Below are 16,644 nucleotides of genomic sequence, written 5' to 3'. Positions count from 1 at the left end.
ACCGATAGGGGAAGTTATAGTTAGTCCAACTGTACCTAAATTGAAGGTGATACGATGAAAAAACCAATTCCGTTATCTTCTCTTTTGAAAAAAAAGATAGAGGAAGAACAGGAAGATAATAAAGAAGCAGTAGAAGTAACGGATGAAACTTCGGAACTATATAAAGATCTTACGAGTAATATTGAAAAAATAAAACAATTATTAGGAAAAAGTAATGATATTACATTTAGAGAACTAACAATAACGCAAAAGCCTTTTACTCAAGGAACTGCGGTATTTATAAACAATATAGTAGATGAACAAATCGTGAATGAGCATGTTTTAGAAGCAATTATACAATACCCATTTGAAAAAGAATTAGAGAAAGAGAATCTATTTTCTATACTAGAAAAAGAGACTTTATCTGTCCTAGACGTTAACGTGTTGAATCGATGGGACGATATAGCGAACGAGATAGTATCAGGTCATACTGTTATTTTTGTTAACGGAATAAACGAAGTGGTTAGTTGTAAAACAAACGGTGGAAATTACCGGTCGATAGAAGAACCTTCAACAGAAGTTACCGTGAGAGGGCCGAAGGAAGGTTTTGTCGAATCGTTACCGATAAATATTTCATTAGTTCGTAGAAAAATTAAAAGTCCGGATTTGCAAGTAGAGAAGAAGAAATTAGGGAAAATAACGAAAACGAATATTGCCGTTTTATACTTAAAATCAGTAGCGAACGAAAAAATCGTGCAAGAAGTGATGGCAAGGCTGAATCGAATTGAAATTGATTCTATTTTAAGCTCTGCGAATATTGAGGAACTGGTACAAGATGGTACATTCACTCCATTTCCGACCGTTTTTAATACAGAGCGCCCTGACATTGTTTCGAGTGAGTTAATGGAAGGTAGGGTGGCGATTATTGTTGAAGGGACACCGTTTGTATTAATTGTCCCTACGAGTTTTCCACAATTTTTTAAATCTGCGGAAGATTATTATCAACGGTTTGATATTGCATCACTAATTCGGATTTTACGGTATATTGCGTTTACAATTTCTTTACTCGGTCCTTCCATTTATATTGCCCTCATTACATTTCATCAAGATTTAATACCGACAACGCTACTAATTAATTTAGCTGCACAAAGAGAAGGTATACCGTTTCCAGCTTTAATTGAAGCGTTCATTATGGAATTAACATTTGAAGTGTTGCGAGAGGCTGGGATTCGTATGCCAAGGGCAATTGGCCAAGCAGTTTCCATTGTAGGGGCACTAGTAATCGGCCAAGCGGCAGTACAGGCAGGTATCGTATCAGCGTCAATGGTAATTGTAGTAGCATTGACAGGGATTGCAAGTTTTACAACTCCTTCTTACAACCTTGCTATTGCAGCTCGGATGTTACGTTTTTTTATGATGCTAGTAGCTGCAACGTTCGGTTTATATGGGGTTATGATGGGGATTATTGTTATCGTTGCTCATATATGTAGCTTACGCTCATTTGGAGTACCGTATTTATATCCAATTGCCCCATTTAGTCTAACAGGTCAGGCAGATGGATTAATTCGAGCTCCTCTTTGGTGGATGAAAAACCGTCCACACTTAATTAGTAGAGGCAGAACAAAAAATATGCCGAAAGATTTACACCCAACCCCAACAACAAAAGGTGATACGAATGATTCGACGTAGTTTCAAGTTATCGATACCCATCATCATATGCTTTCTATTAACGAGTTGTTGGAATGCTCGAGAAATAACCGACCTTTCTATCATTTCTGCAGTAGGAGTTGATAAAACAGAGGATGGAAAATTTAACGTTTCGTTTCAAATTATTAATGCTGGGGATGTAGCAACAGGGCAAGAAGGGGCTTCCCGAAATACTTCCCCTACTGTCGTATATTCAGAGCAAGGGGACACGTTATTTGAAGCGATAAGAAGAGCTACGAAGAAAATATCAAGAAGAATATATTTTCCACATACGAACGTCGTAATTATTGGCGAAGAAATAGCACGTGAAGATGGTGTGAAAGCTTTTTTAGACTGGTTTGAACGTGATCATGAATTCCGAACGAATGTCGATCTTGTTATTGCTAGAGGAAGTAGAGCAGAAGATGTATTAAAGGTACAAACATCGATAGAACGTGTGCCGGCGAAAAAGATTGTTACCGAGATTGCGACAACGGAACGGTCTTGGGGAGGAGCAATCGTTTCGCAAATCGGTGAAGTTATTAGCGATTTAATGAGTGATGGAAAAGAAGTAGTTATTACAGGAGTTCATTTAATCGGGGATATACAAGAGGGATCAAATGGTGAAAACTTAATGAAAAGTGTCCTTCCTAGCTGGATAGAAGTGAGTGGAATAGGGCTATTTAAAGAAGGTAACCTTATTCATTGGTTAGATGGACGCGATGCGCGTGGGTATAATTGGGTCGTCGATAATGTGACAAGTACGGTAGTGAATCTTGATTGTGAAGCGCGTCCTGGAGGAAATATTGCAATTGAATTAATTAGATCGCGGACAATAATTGAAACGGAAATTCATAATGGAGCACCGATAGTTAACATGAGTGTAACAGGGGAGGGTAATATTGGGGAGCTGAGCTGTCCAATTGACCTACTTGAGCCCACTAATATATTAAAACTAGAAAAACAATTAAATGAAGAAATAAAAGGAGAAATAGAAAGAACGGTAAATATCATTCAGGAACTTGGTATAGATTCTTTTGGCTTTGGAAGTGAGTTTCACCGTCAGCATCCAAAAGAGTGGAAGGAGCTAAAAAATAATTGGGACGAAATTTTCCCAACTGTAAAAGTGAATGTTGAAGTAGACGGTTTTATTCGAAGAACGGGCATGAACAATAATAATTTCCTCATCCAATAGGAAATGGGGTGGTTTAATTGGATAAAGTTAAAATAAATTCCTTTCAGTTTTTCACACTGCTAGTTCTGTTTGAACTAGGGAGTGCCATTGTTGTATCTGTAGGATTAGAGGCGAAGCAAGGAGCTTGGGCGACTATTTTATTAGGAATGACAGGTGGAATTGCTATTTTCTGCATTTACTATTTATTACATAAACAATATCCCGATAAACCACTCACTGATTATGTAAACTCCATCGTTGGAAAGTATATTGGTACAGTAATTAGTTTCTTATATATCGTTTATTTTTTATATATTGCAGCAAGAGTATTGCGTGATTTTGGTGATTTATTACTCACCTCGACTTTGCCAGAGACCCCTCTGTTCGTCATTAATCTCGTGATGATCATAGTAATCGTGTACGTTTTATTCCTTGGACTAGAAGTGATGGCAAGAATGAGTGAGTTCTTTTTCATCTTTTTAATATTAAATGGACTATTCGCCAATTTCCTTATCTTTTTTTCGGGCATCATTAATTTGAAAAATTTATTTCCAATTCTCGGGGAGGGAGTTGGAACAATTATAAAGACAGCTTTTCCGGTTGGATTTACATTTCCGTTTGGGGAAGTAATTGTGTTTACGATGATTCTTCCACTATTAAATAAGGAGAAAACAGCGCTTAAGACTGGAATAATTGGAATTGTTGTAAGTGGACTGTTAATCGCGTATACAACGATGTTAAATGTTGTCGTTTTAGGTGCGGAAGTGTCTCGTGTATCTACCTTCCCACTTCTAATGACTGTTGGAAAAATTGAAGTTGCTGAGTTTTTAGAGCGACTAGATGCACTTGTCGTCGTAACACTCGTATTAACAATGTTTTTTAAAATTTCTATCTTTATGTACGCGGGCTTAAGTGGAATTAAATCGGTATTAAAACTTAACAGCTTTCGCACCTTTGTTTTTCCAGTAGGTTTATTAACAGCGCTCTGCTCTATTACAATTGCAGGGGATTTTTCTGAGCATTTAAAAGAAGGAGTAGACATTGTCCCGTACTATTTACATTTACCTTTTCAAGCAGGTATTCCAATCATGTTATTGTTAATAGCTATATTCCGTAAAAAAGTGATGAAAAAAAGTTAAGTAGTTTCTTTCTCTTTCTGCACTAAACGAAATTTATTATATAACGGAATACCGACACTTAGCCCAGCAATAATAATGATGATGGCGTATTCCTCCGTATCCATTACCCAAAACGGATTGATGATGTTACGAATACTCGTTTGCATTGGAATACCTACAATAAAGTCTAAAGCAAAAAGTAACATACATTGAGCTATTAACAATAATGGCATAAATAAAAGCATTTTTATCATTAGTTATTTCTTCCTTTACGGGTTCTAGTGTAACGCGTCTGGATAACACTGTGGAGTGGTGCATTGGAGCGGAATTTTCGTGCATAAACTTTTCATAGTGGTGCAAACCGTGACGGAAATTGGTGCATAACCAGCTGAAAAGTCAGCGTAAGAACTCATCGTAGAAAACAGAAAACCAACTACGTGCTCCATTACTAATAGTATGCTTGAACAAACGAATTGAAATTGGATGTAAAAATTGGAATGATACCTTCTCCTATGAAAAAAAAGTAGGTGGGCAGTATAAAGGTAGGAGGTGTATGAAAAGTGAGAACGATACTTATCTTATTGGTAACAAGTTTGCTGCTAGCTGGTTGTGGGATTGATGGGGAGCGAATTAGCCAAAGTGAAGATATAGATGGAACAAGGTTTATTAACAATCGATACGGTGGTTATTATGAACGTGATTTAGATAGTGAACGTTACAATACAAATCAAAATCCTAATTTTATCGATTTAACAGAAAATAGACCAACGTACGGGGATGACCAAGATAAAGCACGTGAAGTGATAAATGCAGTTTCGGGTGTGAGAGCGGGCTCTATTTTTATAAATGGCAACACTATTCATGCGACAGTTTATACGACCGAGAAAAAAGATAAGGAAGAAAGAAAAGAGCTGAAAAAGAAAGTAAACCGGAAACTAGCTAGAGCGCTACCACGATATGATTACGATGTACAATTGCAAAACGAAAATTAAAAAACGGCTGAGACAAAACTAAATTCATCATGATAAAAAACGAACAATTGCAGGATTAGCGGAGGAAATATACGTAGACTCCAGCGGGAGGAAAGGCATAGGTGAGAAGATAGCAGTGCGCAGCACGAGGAGGCTCACCAGTACGAAAAGTGAAGGCGGCTCGCTCTGGCCCGACAAGCATAAGACAGACGCTGCAGTTGGGCGCTCTTTGCCCAACGGAAGTGACTGGCTTATGTCTCGAGGGCCAAGCCGCCGTAACTAGACACGCCCGCGGAAAGCGAAGTATATTTCCGGAGCGAGTTTTCCCCGGATATTTTTTTGTTCGTTTTTTTACTTTCATGAAAAAAGTTATGTCCCAACCTCTTTAGACATTCAGGTAACTCTCTGCTTTTTTTCCAATAATTTAGATTTTGACTGTTACTTTCTACTATATTATAATTATACTGTTGTACATATAATGCTAATTTGCAAAATCCATTTAGAGGTGAATGCACGTGTTTGATCGTTTACAAGCAGTAGAAGCACGTTATGATAAATTAAATGAATTATTAAGTGATCCGGAAATCGTTAGTGATACAAATAAACTTCGTGATTATTCGAAAGAACAATCAGATATTCAAGAAACAGTTGAAGCTTATCGTGAGTATAAAGAAGTAAAAGAACAGTACGATGATGCGAAAGCGATGTTGGAAGAAAAGCTCGATGATGAAATGCGCGAAATGGTAAAAGAAGAGCTTTCAGAACTAGAAGACCAAATTGAAGAGTTAGAAGAGCGTCTGAAAATTTTGCTAATACCGAAGGACCCTAATGATGATAAAAACGTTATTATGGAGATTCGTGGTGCAGCTGGTGGAGATGAAGCAGCACTGTTTGCTGGTGACCTTTACCGCATGTATAGTCGTTTCGCCGAGGCAAAAGGCTGGAAAACGGAAGTAATGGAGGCAAACTCTACTGGTGTAGGTGGATATAAAGAGATCATTTTTATGATTACTGGGAAAGGTGCCTTTTCTAAATTAAAGTTCGAAAACGGTGCGCATCGTGTTCAACGTGTACCTGATACTGAGTCTGGGGGCCGTATTCATACATCTACCGCTACTGTTGCAGTTTTACCAGAAGCGGAAGAGGTAGAAGTGGATATCCATGAAAAGGATATTCGTGTAGATACATTTGCTTCAAGTGGACCTGGTGGACAGTCAGTTAATACGACAATGTCTGCAGTTCGTTTAACGCACATTCCGACGAATACCGTTGTTTCATGTCAGGATGAAAAATCTCAAATAAAAAATAAAGAAAAAGCGATGAAAGTATTACGTGCTCGTGTATATGATAAGTTCCAGCAAGAAGCTCAAGCCGAATATGATGCAAACCGTAAACAAGCGGTTGGAACAGGGGATCGTTCAGAGCGTATTCGTACGTACAACTTCCCGCAAAACCGTGTAACAGACCATCGTATCGGACTAACAATTCAAAAACTTGATCAAATTCTAACAGGGAAGCTAGATGAAGTAATCGATGCTCTCATTATGGAAGATCAAGCACAACGAATGGAACAGGCGGAATAGCTATGAAACCGATGAAAATATACGAAGCCCTCACTTGGGCTTCTTCTTTTTTAAAACAAAATAACCGTGATGAAAACGGGGGCGAAATATTATTAAGGCATCAATTAAAAATGTCTCGTGCCCAACTTTTAAGCAATATGCAAGAGGAACTTTCAGAAAATCACCGGAAAGTATTCGTATTCGATGTGCATAAATTGGTAGCTGGAGTTCCGGTTCAGTATATTCTTGGATTTGAAGAGTTTTACGGTCGCCAGTTTTTCGTGAATGATGAAGTGTTAATACCTAGACCGGAAACGGAAGAACTTGTCGAAGGAGTGCTCCAAAGAATTGAAGATTTATTTCAAAGCAAAGAAAGTGTCTCCCTAGTAGATGTTGGGACAGGCAGTGGTGCAATTGCAGTGTCGCTTGCTCTTGAGAATAGTAGATTACAAGTTAGTGCAACAGACATTGCTGGAGAATCGTTAGAAGTTGCGAAGGATAATGCGCATAAGTATGATGCGGCTGTTGAGTTCGTCCACGGTGATTTATTATTACCGTTAATAGAACAAGGGATAAAAGTAGATGTTGTTGTTTCTAACCCGCCGTACATTACGGAAACGGAATTTGAAGAACTTTCTACCGTTGTCAAAGATTTTGAGCCGTATCGAGCATTAGTAAGCGGGAACTCTGGATTAGAATTTTATGAGCGCTTTATGGAAGAATTGCCACAAGTTCTAAACGAAAGAGCATTAGTCGCTTTTGAAGTAGGACTTGGGCAAGGTGAAGCAGTGAAGGAACTACTACAGCGTACATTCCCGCAAGCAGATGTTCAAGTAATAAATGATATTAACGGCAAAGATCGAATGGTTTACGGAATCATACGTTGATGGAATAGAGGGGATTGGCTTAATGCCAACCCCTTTATTTCTTTTTCTAAATGTTTAAAGACAGTCTGTTTCATTAAAGAAACCTCTGCTTCGTCAATATGTTTAAGTATTTGAGAAAGATTTGGATCAAACGTTATTGTTCGATGATAGTGATGATAAAACACGGTACCGTTCATCCATTTTCCCCCGATTAATAAATCAAAACTAACCGGAACGCTAATATGATTAAACGACTTACCAACTTTTCCAACACGATAATCCTCAATTTGGAATTGGTACTGATACATAACGTTTTCATCCTTTCCTAAGTAGTATTCTGTAGTCATGTATCCCCTCTAACCACATTCCCGTTTAATAAATGTCCTAAAACATTTTTCTTTAGATGAAAATATTTCTAACCGTATACATAAATAAAGAAACGGTAAATCCAATAATAATTTTCTGTTAAATTTTTTGAAAAATGTAAATATTATTGTTTCTAGTTTGTCTTAAACTATTGATTTGTAACGCTTTAGTAGAGCTTCTGTTAATTGTTTTGTAAAATCGTCCAATTTGATTTACAAATCGTTCATAGTAACTTAAAACTACTATTTTATGATGGGGGTGGTAGATTACATATTAATAGGAGGAGTAGCATGAAAAAGGGGAATGTAGGAGCGGGACTAAACAAACTATTAGTGTATATGTTAATGTTTCTTTTAGTTTTTTCAAACATTAGCTTATCACTACCACCAAAGTATGCGTTTGCAACAGAAGTGGAGTCGTCCACTAGTAAGAGCGAGATGTCTTTATTACTAACAGAAATAGGATCGAACGCTGATGAGGCTGGTTATGAATTTTTTGAAGTTTATAATACAACAGCCAATCCAATATCACTAGTAGACTTTTCTTTTGTTTACGATAATATGGTAGATTCCAACATAGAGATAACCATTCCAGAAACGACTGTACAGCCAAAAGAAGTAATCGTTTTTTGGTTTAATAGTCAAAGTAGAAACTTAGGTGAATTTAATCAATATTACGGAGTGGAATTAGCAGGAGAGCAAGTAGTGGAATTGCGTGATAACTTTCCTGGGTTTGAAAAGGGCAATAGAGCACTAATTGTTAAAGATGAAACGGGTAGTGAAGTCGTTTCCGCCCAATATAAGTCTGACGATATGAACGATGCTATAACTAGTATTTTATATAAATACCCAGAAGTAGGACCAGAAATGGAGAAACTATCAAGTGTAGAAACACCTACACCTGGATTAGTGGAACCTGAACAAGTGGAGGCTCCTTCTATACTAGAACAAGAATCAACGGAAGTGGAAGAGGAAGTTTCTGCAGAACCGCAGGAAGAATCACATGTAACTATTGATAATAAAAAAGAAATAGAGACGGTAGAAGAAGAGTCTACAGAAGAACCAAACGTTGTACCTATGGAAAATACTCCTCGCCTACCACTTTTAATTACGGAGTTATCGCCTAACTCAGCGGGTGGAGGAACAGATTATTACGAGTTTTTTGAGCTGTATAACACGACTCAAGAGAATATTCTTGTATCGGATTACACGTTTATTTATGATTATACGAATAGTGATTCAGAATTACCGTTTCAAATACCAGAAACGACTATTAAGCCAGGAGAAGTATTAGTTTTTTGGATTAATAATGGGGATAGAAGTTTAGAAGAATTTAATGAAAATTTCCAAATAAATTTAACGAGTGAACAAGTAATACAATTTAAAGATGTATTTCCAGGCTTTGCAAATGGAGGCAACCGAGCACTTGTAATTAGGGACATAGAAGGAAAGGAAGTTGTTTCGGCAAGTTATTTGGCTAGCGACAACGATAACACTGGGGCAGGCATCCAATACAAGTATCCTTTAACAGGGACAATGATGGAAAAATATCAAAGTTTAGCACCTCCAACACCAGGTACAGTGGAAGCAGTTCAAATAGAGGAGCCAAAAGAAGAACCAGTCGTCGAAGAACCTATAGATGAACAGGAAGATACATATAGTGACCTTCCAATCTTAATAACAGAACTATCTCCGAATTCTGTAGGGGGTGGTACCGACTATTTTGAGTATTTTGAGCTTTATAATAATACAAATCAACCTTTGTCGTTATTAAATTTTTCATTTATTTATTTATACACTCAAACTGGAAATGAGCTAACTTTTCAAATTCCTGTCACAACGATAGAACCACAAGAAACGCTCGTTTTTTGGTTTAATGTTGGTGACCGAAGTTTAGATCAATTTAATGAAAATTTTGGTACACAATTAACGAGCGAGCAAGTTGTGGAATTTAAAGATGTTTTTCCAGGGTTTGCAAACGGGGGAGACCGCGCTTTAGTATTGAAAGATAAGGATGGTAATGTAGTAGTTTCAGCAAGTTATTTAGGATCGGATAACGATAATACAGGAGCTGGTATCGAGTATAAGTTTCCACAATCAGGTACAGAGATGGAAAAATACAAAAGCCTTGCACCACCAACACCAGGTACAATTGAACCTATTCAAGTTCCAACGAAACGTATTGAACTAGAGGAGCTACCTGTCGACATAGAAGCACCGGTAATTTCTCATGAGCCTGTTACTGAAGCAACAGCTTTTTCTCCCGTACAAATAGAAGCGGAAATAACAGATAACGAGACAACACCGTTTGCTAACGTCTTTTATAAACTAGCGGAAGGTGACGATTGGAAGTCTATTCCGATGAGGTCCTCAGAAGATAATTCACAAATATATAGAGCGGATATACCAGGATTAGATGTACAGGGTGATGTTATATATTATATTGAAGCAACGGATGGGTTTAATATAGCCAAAACGGAAGAATATACAATCTCTGTTCAAGTAAGTGAAGTGGATTATAATAGTCTCCCTCATTTTCTCGTAACGGAAATTGTCCCTGATTCTACAAATGTAGGAACGGCTGATGGTTATGAGTTTATTGAAATATATAACAATACGAATAAAGACATTAACTTTAAAGATTACAAAATAAATTATCGCTACGGTGCCGATCCAAATACGGATGTAGTATGGCCTTCTATCCCAGAAGAAGTAATGATTCCGTCAAAAGGGACGCTCGTATTTTGGATTATTAATGATCAAAACGGTCACAGCACAGTAGACGATTTCAATGCAAATTATGGCTCTGATTTAGTGGAAAATAAAGATATTGTTCGAATTTATAGCGCTGGTATGGCAAATGCGGCAATGAGAGGGCTTTTAGTAGCTACGAATGCAAAAAAACCAATCTCAATCGCTTACTATAATGATGAGCCTGGTGTAGACGATACTCATCCAGATCAAGGAATTCTTTATAAATATCCACAAGATGGTACTATTCAATCTACAAAACTAAGCATTGAAGCTGCAACACCTGGAAGAGTGGAATCTTTCCAAGTACCACCTCAAGTTGTGGAACTTGAGGATGACACAACACCACCAATAGTAACAGATTTAACAAGCGTAACAGAAGTGTTAGAAACAGAAGATATTTTAATTAGAGCGGAAGCTTCGGATGATAGAGAAGTAAAGTCAGTCCGTCTGTTTTATTCATTAAGTACAGACAATGATTACAGAGGGGTTATTTTAAATAAAAATCAAGAAAATGAAACGTTTTTCTGGACAATTGCCTCTCCTGACATTATTGGGGAAGACTATGTGGACTACTATTTTGTCGTTTCGGACGGTACAAATGAATTAGTCAGTGAAACAAAACGAATTACCGTTTCTAGTCTTTATGACAAGTCTAGCCTTCGTTTAAATGTATCGGATGGAGAAGTTATAGCAGGCAAAAAAGTCATCAAAGGTACGTCACCTTCAGCTGTTTCGGGTGATGTAAAGCTTTATATTGATGAGGAAGAATGGACAGAAGGATTGTATTCTTCATTGGAGCAGGATGCGTATTTTGCTTATGAAGTGAGTGGTATCAATGCATTATTCCAAAATGCGGTCACAATGGGAGACGACATTCTTCATATCTTTGATAGAACGATGGCAGATTGGACATTAATTACGATACCGATTGAAGCGGACCGCCTCACGGTAGGAGAAAATACAATTACAGTTAGATCAGGAAATAAATCATCACCTTTCGAACTGGATCAATTAGAAGAAAACCGTGACGACTTTAACTTACGAGATGTTCGCCTCGTATTACCAGACGGTACGATACTACGCGATCCATTAAAATCAGACCCAACACAAGTTTTTGATATGGGTGATGACGGAACGTACCGACCATTTGAACATTTTACGTTTACGATTACAGAGGAACAAGCACCATCCCAATCCTTTATTTTTGATACAACTACTGTTTTAGATGGTGAATATACGATTAAAGCGCTAGACGTAAAACAAAACGAAACAATGGCGGCGACTGTTTTTGTTGATAACACAGCACCTCAAGTCTCTACATCTATAATGGAAGGTCACGAATATAAAGGTCCTTTTACAATAGAAGTACAAGCGACAGACAATATTGCAGGTGTAAGTACTGTTAGAGTGTTGCTTAATGGGAAGGAAATAGAAACACCGTACGAAACAGCATCTTCACTGCTTTCACCTGGAGAGCACAAGCTAGTCGTCATTGCGACAGACAATGTTGGTAACAGAGCAGAAGAAACGGTGCATTTTTCTGTAGTGAATGAAAATCCGTTTAAGCCAGAGTTAGTTTCACCAACGGACAGTGCAGATCATTCAGTAGATGGTGACCCTACATTAGTAGTGAAAGTAAGTGATCCTACAGATGACGAGTTAAAAGTATCATTCTATGAAGGATTTAAATACGATGCGAAGCGAACAGACTCCATCCGAATTTTCTCCAATGCTACTGATTATGAGCCACCACAAACGATGGTGCCGGAAGGGGAAGAGAAATTTGGAGACGAGGAGTATGTAACCATTTCCGAAAAGGATGGAAACTATGTAACGAATGATTCAAGTACACAATTCCCATACCATCGTTTTGAAGTGACAATAGATGAGACGATTGACGAAAATGATTTGATTGAACTAGTTTGGAACGGAAATTCTCTCGATGTTCGTAAAGTATCCATGTATGCTTGGAATCACGATACAAAGAAGTGGGAATTACTAGATTACAAGATTGCTGGAATAGAAGACTTTGAGTTAAAAGGAATCGTATCGTTCCATGAATATGTGAAAGAGCAAAAAGTAAACGTATTAGTTCAAGATGAAATACCAAGTTCACCGGAGGAATATGACTATACATTCGTTTGGATGACAGATACACAATATTATTCAGAGAGTTATCCTCATATTTATGATGGAATGACTCATTGGATTGCTGAAAATAAAGATGAGTTGAAAATTAAATATGTGTTCCACTCGGGTGACCTGGTAGATAAATACTATCAAGAGTTTCAATGGGTGAATGCAGACAGAGCGATGAAGACGTTAGATGACCATAACATTCCTTATGGCGTTATCGCTGGAAACCATGATGTCGATTATATAAATGACGATTATACCGAATATTATAAGTGGTTTGGTGAGGAGCGCTTTAAAAATAAACCTTATTACGGTGGCTCCTATAAAAATAACCGTGGCCATTTCGATTTAATTTCCGAAAAAGGCAATGATTTCATCATGGTGCATATGGGATGGGGAGTTTCCGACGAAGATATTGAATGGATGAATGATGTATTAGCGCAATATCCAGACCGTATCGCGATTTTAAACTTCCATGAATATTTACTAGTTTCAGGGAACCGTAGTCCAATCGGTAACCGTATTTTTAACGAAGTTGTTGTGCCAAATAAAAACGTAGTGGCTGTTCTAAGTGGCCATTACCATGATGCACAAACATTAGTTAGTGAAGTGGATGATAACGGTGATGGAGTGACAGATCGTAAAGTTTATCAAATGCTTGCAGACTACCAAGGTGGTCCGGAAGGTGGACTAGGATATATGAGATTGTTGCATATAGATCAAGACAACAATCGAATTATCGTAAATACGTATTCTCCTTATTTAGACAAATACAATTACTATGATCCAACTGACTACCCTGAAAAAGATGAATTTATTATCGAAGTCGATTTAACAGTAAAAGAAAAGCGAGTTGCTACTGATTATTTTGCTGTTAATGTATACACAGATACAGAAATCGGTACGGTTGACGGAGTAGAGAGTGGTAGTCAAACGGAAATGAACTGGTTAAATCTAGAGCAAAATAAAACGTATTCTTGGTATGTTGTAGCAGAAGACCAATACACCGGTAGAGCCGTTTCGGATATTTGGACTTTTACTAAAGGGAATATTCATTCAGAACTTCCAAAACCAACAGATCCAGTAGAGGAAGATCCAGTAGGGGAACAACCTGTCGTTGAGAATCCGAAAGAGGAAAACATAAACACAGAAAAAGGACAAAAAACGGACAACTCAAAACAGTCTAATGAAAAAGAAATAACGAAACAGCCAGAAACGAATAGTGGTAACCAATCAAATCTATTACCTAAAACGGCCACACATTTTTATAATTGGATAGCGATTGGGCTTATTCTCATTATGGCAAGCTTAGTAATCGTTTATAAGAATCGACGAAAAATATTATAAACTATTAAAAAAGTAGGAACATTACGGTTCCTACTTTTTTTGTTTCTATAAAAGGATTCGTTATAGAAAAAATATATTTTTTCATTTTACTAGTTTAATATTTATCCAATTGGTCCAAACTGTTTGCTAGAGAGGGGAGAAAAAAGCAAATGGTTAAAAAAAATATGATTCCTTTATATATAGTAATAATGTTTATGGGAGCTTTTGTGTCACTAGTAGGCGAGCAAGTAGAAGCAGGTGTTAAGAACGGTTCAATGGTTATTCCGGACGATGCGATTCGTTTACGTATTCTAGCAAATAGTGATAATGACGAAGATCAAGAGTTAAAACGTAAAATACGCGATCGAGTGAACGAAGAAATTACAATTTGGGTAGCAGATATTACGTCAAAGGAAGAAGCAAGAGCTGTCATTAAAGGAAACATCCCAGCAATAGAAGATATTATTGAAGAAGTAATGGTAGCAGAAGGCATCGAGCAAAAGTATAATGTAGAGTTTGGAAGAGCAGATTTTCCTACAAAAATGTACGGTCGTTTTATATATCCAGCTGGAGATTACGAAGCAATTAAAATTACGTTAGGAAAAGGTACTGGTGCAAACTGGTGGTGTGTACTATTTCCGCCATTATGTTTCTTAGACTTTTCAAACGGAGAAGCAACTTCTGCAACACCTTTTGAGGACGAAGAACAATCAGAACAATTAGTAGTAGTAGATGAAGAGCCAGAAGAAGTGGAAGTAAAGTTTTTCTTATTCGAATTTATTGCAAACATTTTCGCGAAATTTAAATAAATGATAGATTTATTATAAAAACAGTTCTACTTTCTATCTCGGTTCATAGATTATTACTAGAATCTATTTAAAACGAGGTGGAAAAATATGAAATATGTAAGAACGGCTAATAGAAATGATGTGCAAATGGTAGAACGATTTTTAGGACAAGCTAATATTAGTGCAGTAGGTTTAGAAGATTCGATTGAAGACTTTTTAGTGGTAGAAAATGAAGAGGGAAAAATAGAAGGGACGTTAGGAATTGAACGTCACGGAAAATACGCTTTGCTTCGGTCCCTCGTTATTTCACCAAGTTTTAAGCAACATCATATTTTGCAGCTGTTTGAACAAGCCCAAATATACGCAAAAAAGCGCGAAGTAGAAAAACTATTTCTGTTTACGAACAAGGCCAACTTTGCATCTTTTTTTGAACTACTTGGTTTTGTACCACAAAAAATAGAAGAAGTGCCGTCCGAAATACAGCAATCACCTTACGTGAAGGAGACATTTTCATTATCCGAAAGTAAAGTGTTAGCATGTGAATTATAGGTTATTCTATATGGATATCGGAACTATACACATTTTTTTGTGAAATATTCTGAAACAAACAACGTTATCCACAAAAAAGGTATGCTTTATCCACAGAATGTGGATAAAGCTTGTGTTATGGAGAAAATTTTAATAAAGTAATAGTACTATTACTAGATTTTTAAACGAGGATGATAAAATGAACACAATAAAGTGGATTGTGGATAAAAATAAAGTAAAAACAGAAAGTTATCCACATGTTCAACAAGCAGCAGCACTTTTACAACAAGATGAAGTAGTAGCTTTTCCTACTGAAACGGTATATGGACTTGGTGCAAATGCCTTGAAAGATAGCGCCGTTGCTAAGATTTTTAAGGCGAAAGGTAGACCGAGTGATAACCCGTTAATCGTACATATTAGTAATCAACAACAGTTGATAAACCTTGTGGATAACATAACACCAGTAGCAAAAAAGTTAACCGAAACGTTCTGGCCGGGACCATTAACGATTATTTTAAAAAAGAAGGCAGGTATTTCCGAGTTATTAACTGCTGGGCTAGATACGGTAGCGATTCGGATGCCGGATCATGAAATTGCACTAGCGCTAATAGAAGAGTCCGGCTTACCGCTTGCTGCTCCGAGTGCAAATCTTTCAGGTAAACCAAGTCCAACATTAGCTAAGCATGTTGAGGAGGATCTTAACGGTAAAATAGCTGGTATTGTCGATGGTGGTGCAACAGGAGTTGGCCTAGAGTCAACCGTTGTAGATTGTACAGGGGACATCCCGGTTATTTTTCGGCCAGGTGGCGTAACGAAAGAGCAACTTGAAAAAGTGGTAGGCAGAGTGGATGTGGATCCTGCGCTGGAAAAAGAAGAAGCATCATTAAAACCAAAGTCGCCTGGAATGAAATATACACATTATGCTCCGGTCGCACCACTATATATAGTAGAAGGAAGTCCACAATATCTACAACACGTTGTGGATAAAGCGAGAAAAGATGGGAAAATCGTCGGAGTACTATCCACAGATGAACAAATAGATAGGATAAAAGCCGATGTTGTATTAACAGTTGGTACGAGAAAAGACCTACATACAATCGCAGCACATCTATACGAAGTATTGCGCGCCTTTAATGAAACGTCTGTGGATATTATTTTTAGCGAAAGTTTTCCACAAGTTGGTGTTGGGGCAGCCATTATGAATCGTTTACAAAAAGCAGCTGGTCATAAAATAGTGAAAGAAAACGAGTGAGGATAACCTTGCTCGTTTTTTTTATGAAAAAAATAACAACTAAAAATTGTATATTTCTCTTCTATCCCTTCTTGGTTGTGCATAAGTTTATATAGGCTAGTCCGGTTGGGAGGGAGAGATTACAATTACACACTTTATA

General features: G+C 37.3%; 12 protein-coding genes. 10 read left to right on the top strand and 2 right to left on the bottom strand.

Going from position 1 to position 16,644, the window contains the following annotated elements:
* Positions 1 to 54 precede the first annotated feature (54 nt).
* Genes BC6307_RS22100 through BC6307_RS22090 form a run of 3 tightly spaced genes read left to right on the top strand, consistent with a single transcriptional unit; the run spans position 55 to position 3,978 of the window.
* Positions 55 to 1,668: a spore germination protein gene (locus tag BC6307_RS22100; RefSeq protein WP_066421785.1), complete on the top strand. Its 1,614-nt coding sequence runs from the start codon at positions 55 to 57 to the stop codon at positions 1,666 to 1,668.
* On the top strand, positions 1,655 to 2,860 hold the full coding sequence (locus BC6307_RS22095) for a Ger(x)C family spore germination protein (RefSeq protein WP_066421787.1): 1,206 nt from the start codon (positions 1,655 to 1,657) through the stop codon (positions 2,858 to 2,860). Before BC6307_RS22100 ends, BC6307_RS22095 begins: the two co-directional genes overlap by 14 nt.
* 17 nt (positions 2,861 to 2,877) lie before the next feature.
* Positions 2,878 to 3,978 (top strand): GerAB/ArcD/ProY family transporter, encoded by a 1,101-nt coding sequence (locus BC6307_RS22090; RefSeq protein WP_066421789.1) that lies wholly within the window; start codon positions 2,878 to 2,880, stop codon positions 3,976 to 3,978.
* Here BC6307_RS22090 and BC6307_RS22085 read toward each other — a convergent pair.
* Entirely contained in the window at positions 3,975 to 4,211 is a 237-nt protein-coding gene (locus BC6307_RS22085) for a YczF family membrane protein (RefSeq protein WP_066421791.1), read from the bottom strand. The genes BC6307_RS22090 and BC6307_RS22085 overlap by 4 nt on opposite strands.
* Before the next feature lie 306 nt (positions 4,212 to 4,517).
* Between BC6307_RS22085 and BC6307_RS22080 the strand changes: the two genes are divergently transcribed.
* The 3 genes from BC6307_RS22080 to prmC all read left to right on the top strand — a co-directional run bounded on the left by BC6307_RS22080 (position 4,518) and on the right by prmC (position 7,377).
* Positions 4,518 to 4,949, top strand: a complete 432-nt coding sequence (locus BC6307_RS22080) for a hypothetical protein (RefSeq protein WP_066421793.1) — start codon at positions 4,518 to 4,520, stop codon at positions 4,947 to 4,949.
* A 488-nt stretch (positions 4,950 to 5,437) separates the two neighbouring features.
* Positions 5,438 to 6,511, top strand: a complete 1,074-nt coding sequence (gene prfA, locus BC6307_RS22070; RefSeq protein WP_066418277.1) for a peptide chain release factor 1 — start codon at positions 5,438 to 5,440, stop codon at positions 6,509 to 6,511.
* An 11-nt stretch (positions 6,512 to 6,522) separates the two neighbouring features.
* Positions 6,523 to 7,377, top strand: a complete 855-nt coding sequence (gene prmC, locus BC6307_RS22065) for a peptide chain release factor N(5)-glutamine methyltransferase (RefSeq protein WP_066418355.1) — start codon at positions 6,523 to 6,525, stop codon at positions 7,375 to 7,377.
* On the opposite strand, the gene BC6307_RS22060 is transcribed toward prmC, so the two are convergent.
* A complete protein-coding gene (locus BC6307_RS22060) occupies positions 7,359 to 7,703 on the bottom strand; it encodes a hypothetical protein (protein ID WP_066418284.1) in 345 nt (114 codons plus the stop codon). The genes prmC and BC6307_RS22060 overlap by 19 nt on opposite strands.
* Positions 7,704 to 8,012: 309 nt before the next feature.
* On the opposite strand from BC6307_RS22060, the gene BC6307_RS22055 reads away from it, so the two are divergent.
* The 4 genes from BC6307_RS22055 (at position 8,013) to BC6307_RS22040 (ending at position 16,505) form a co-directional block, all read left to right on the top strand.
* Positions 8,013 to 13,958, top strand: coding sequence for a lamin tail domain-containing protein (locus BC6307_RS22055; RefSeq protein WP_066418285.1), 5,946 nt, complete (start codon positions 8,013 to 8,015; stop codon positions 13,956 to 13,958).
* Positions 13,959 to 14,107: 149 nt separating this feature from the next.
* Entirely contained in the window at positions 14,108 to 14,746 is a 639-nt protein-coding gene (spoIIR, locus tag BC6307_RS22050) for a stage II sporulation protein R (RefSeq protein ID WP_066418287.1), read from the top strand.
* 87 nt (positions 14,747 to 14,833) lie between these two features.
* On the top strand, positions 14,834 to 15,274 hold the full coding sequence (locus BC6307_RS22045) for a GNAT family N-acetyltransferase (protein ID WP_066418293.1): 441 nt from the start codon (positions 14,834 to 14,836) through the stop codon (positions 15,272 to 15,274).
* A 178-nt stretch (positions 15,275 to 15,452) separates the two neighbouring features.
* Positions 15,453 to 16,505, top strand: coding sequence for an L-threonylcarbamoyladenylate synthase (locus tag BC6307_RS22040; protein WP_066418296.1), 1,053 nt, complete (start codon positions 15,453 to 15,455; stop codon positions 16,503 to 16,505).
* Positions 16,506 to 16,644 lie beyond the last annotated feature (139 nt).

The sequence above is a fragment of the Sutcliffiella cohnii genome, assembly GCF_002250055.1.
GTDB lineage: Bacteria > Bacillota > Bacilli > Bacillales > Bacillaceae_I > Sutcliffiella > Sutcliffiella cohnii.
Note: the sequence above shows the minus strand (reverse complement) of the source record. Positions and strands in the feature narration are given on the sequence as shown.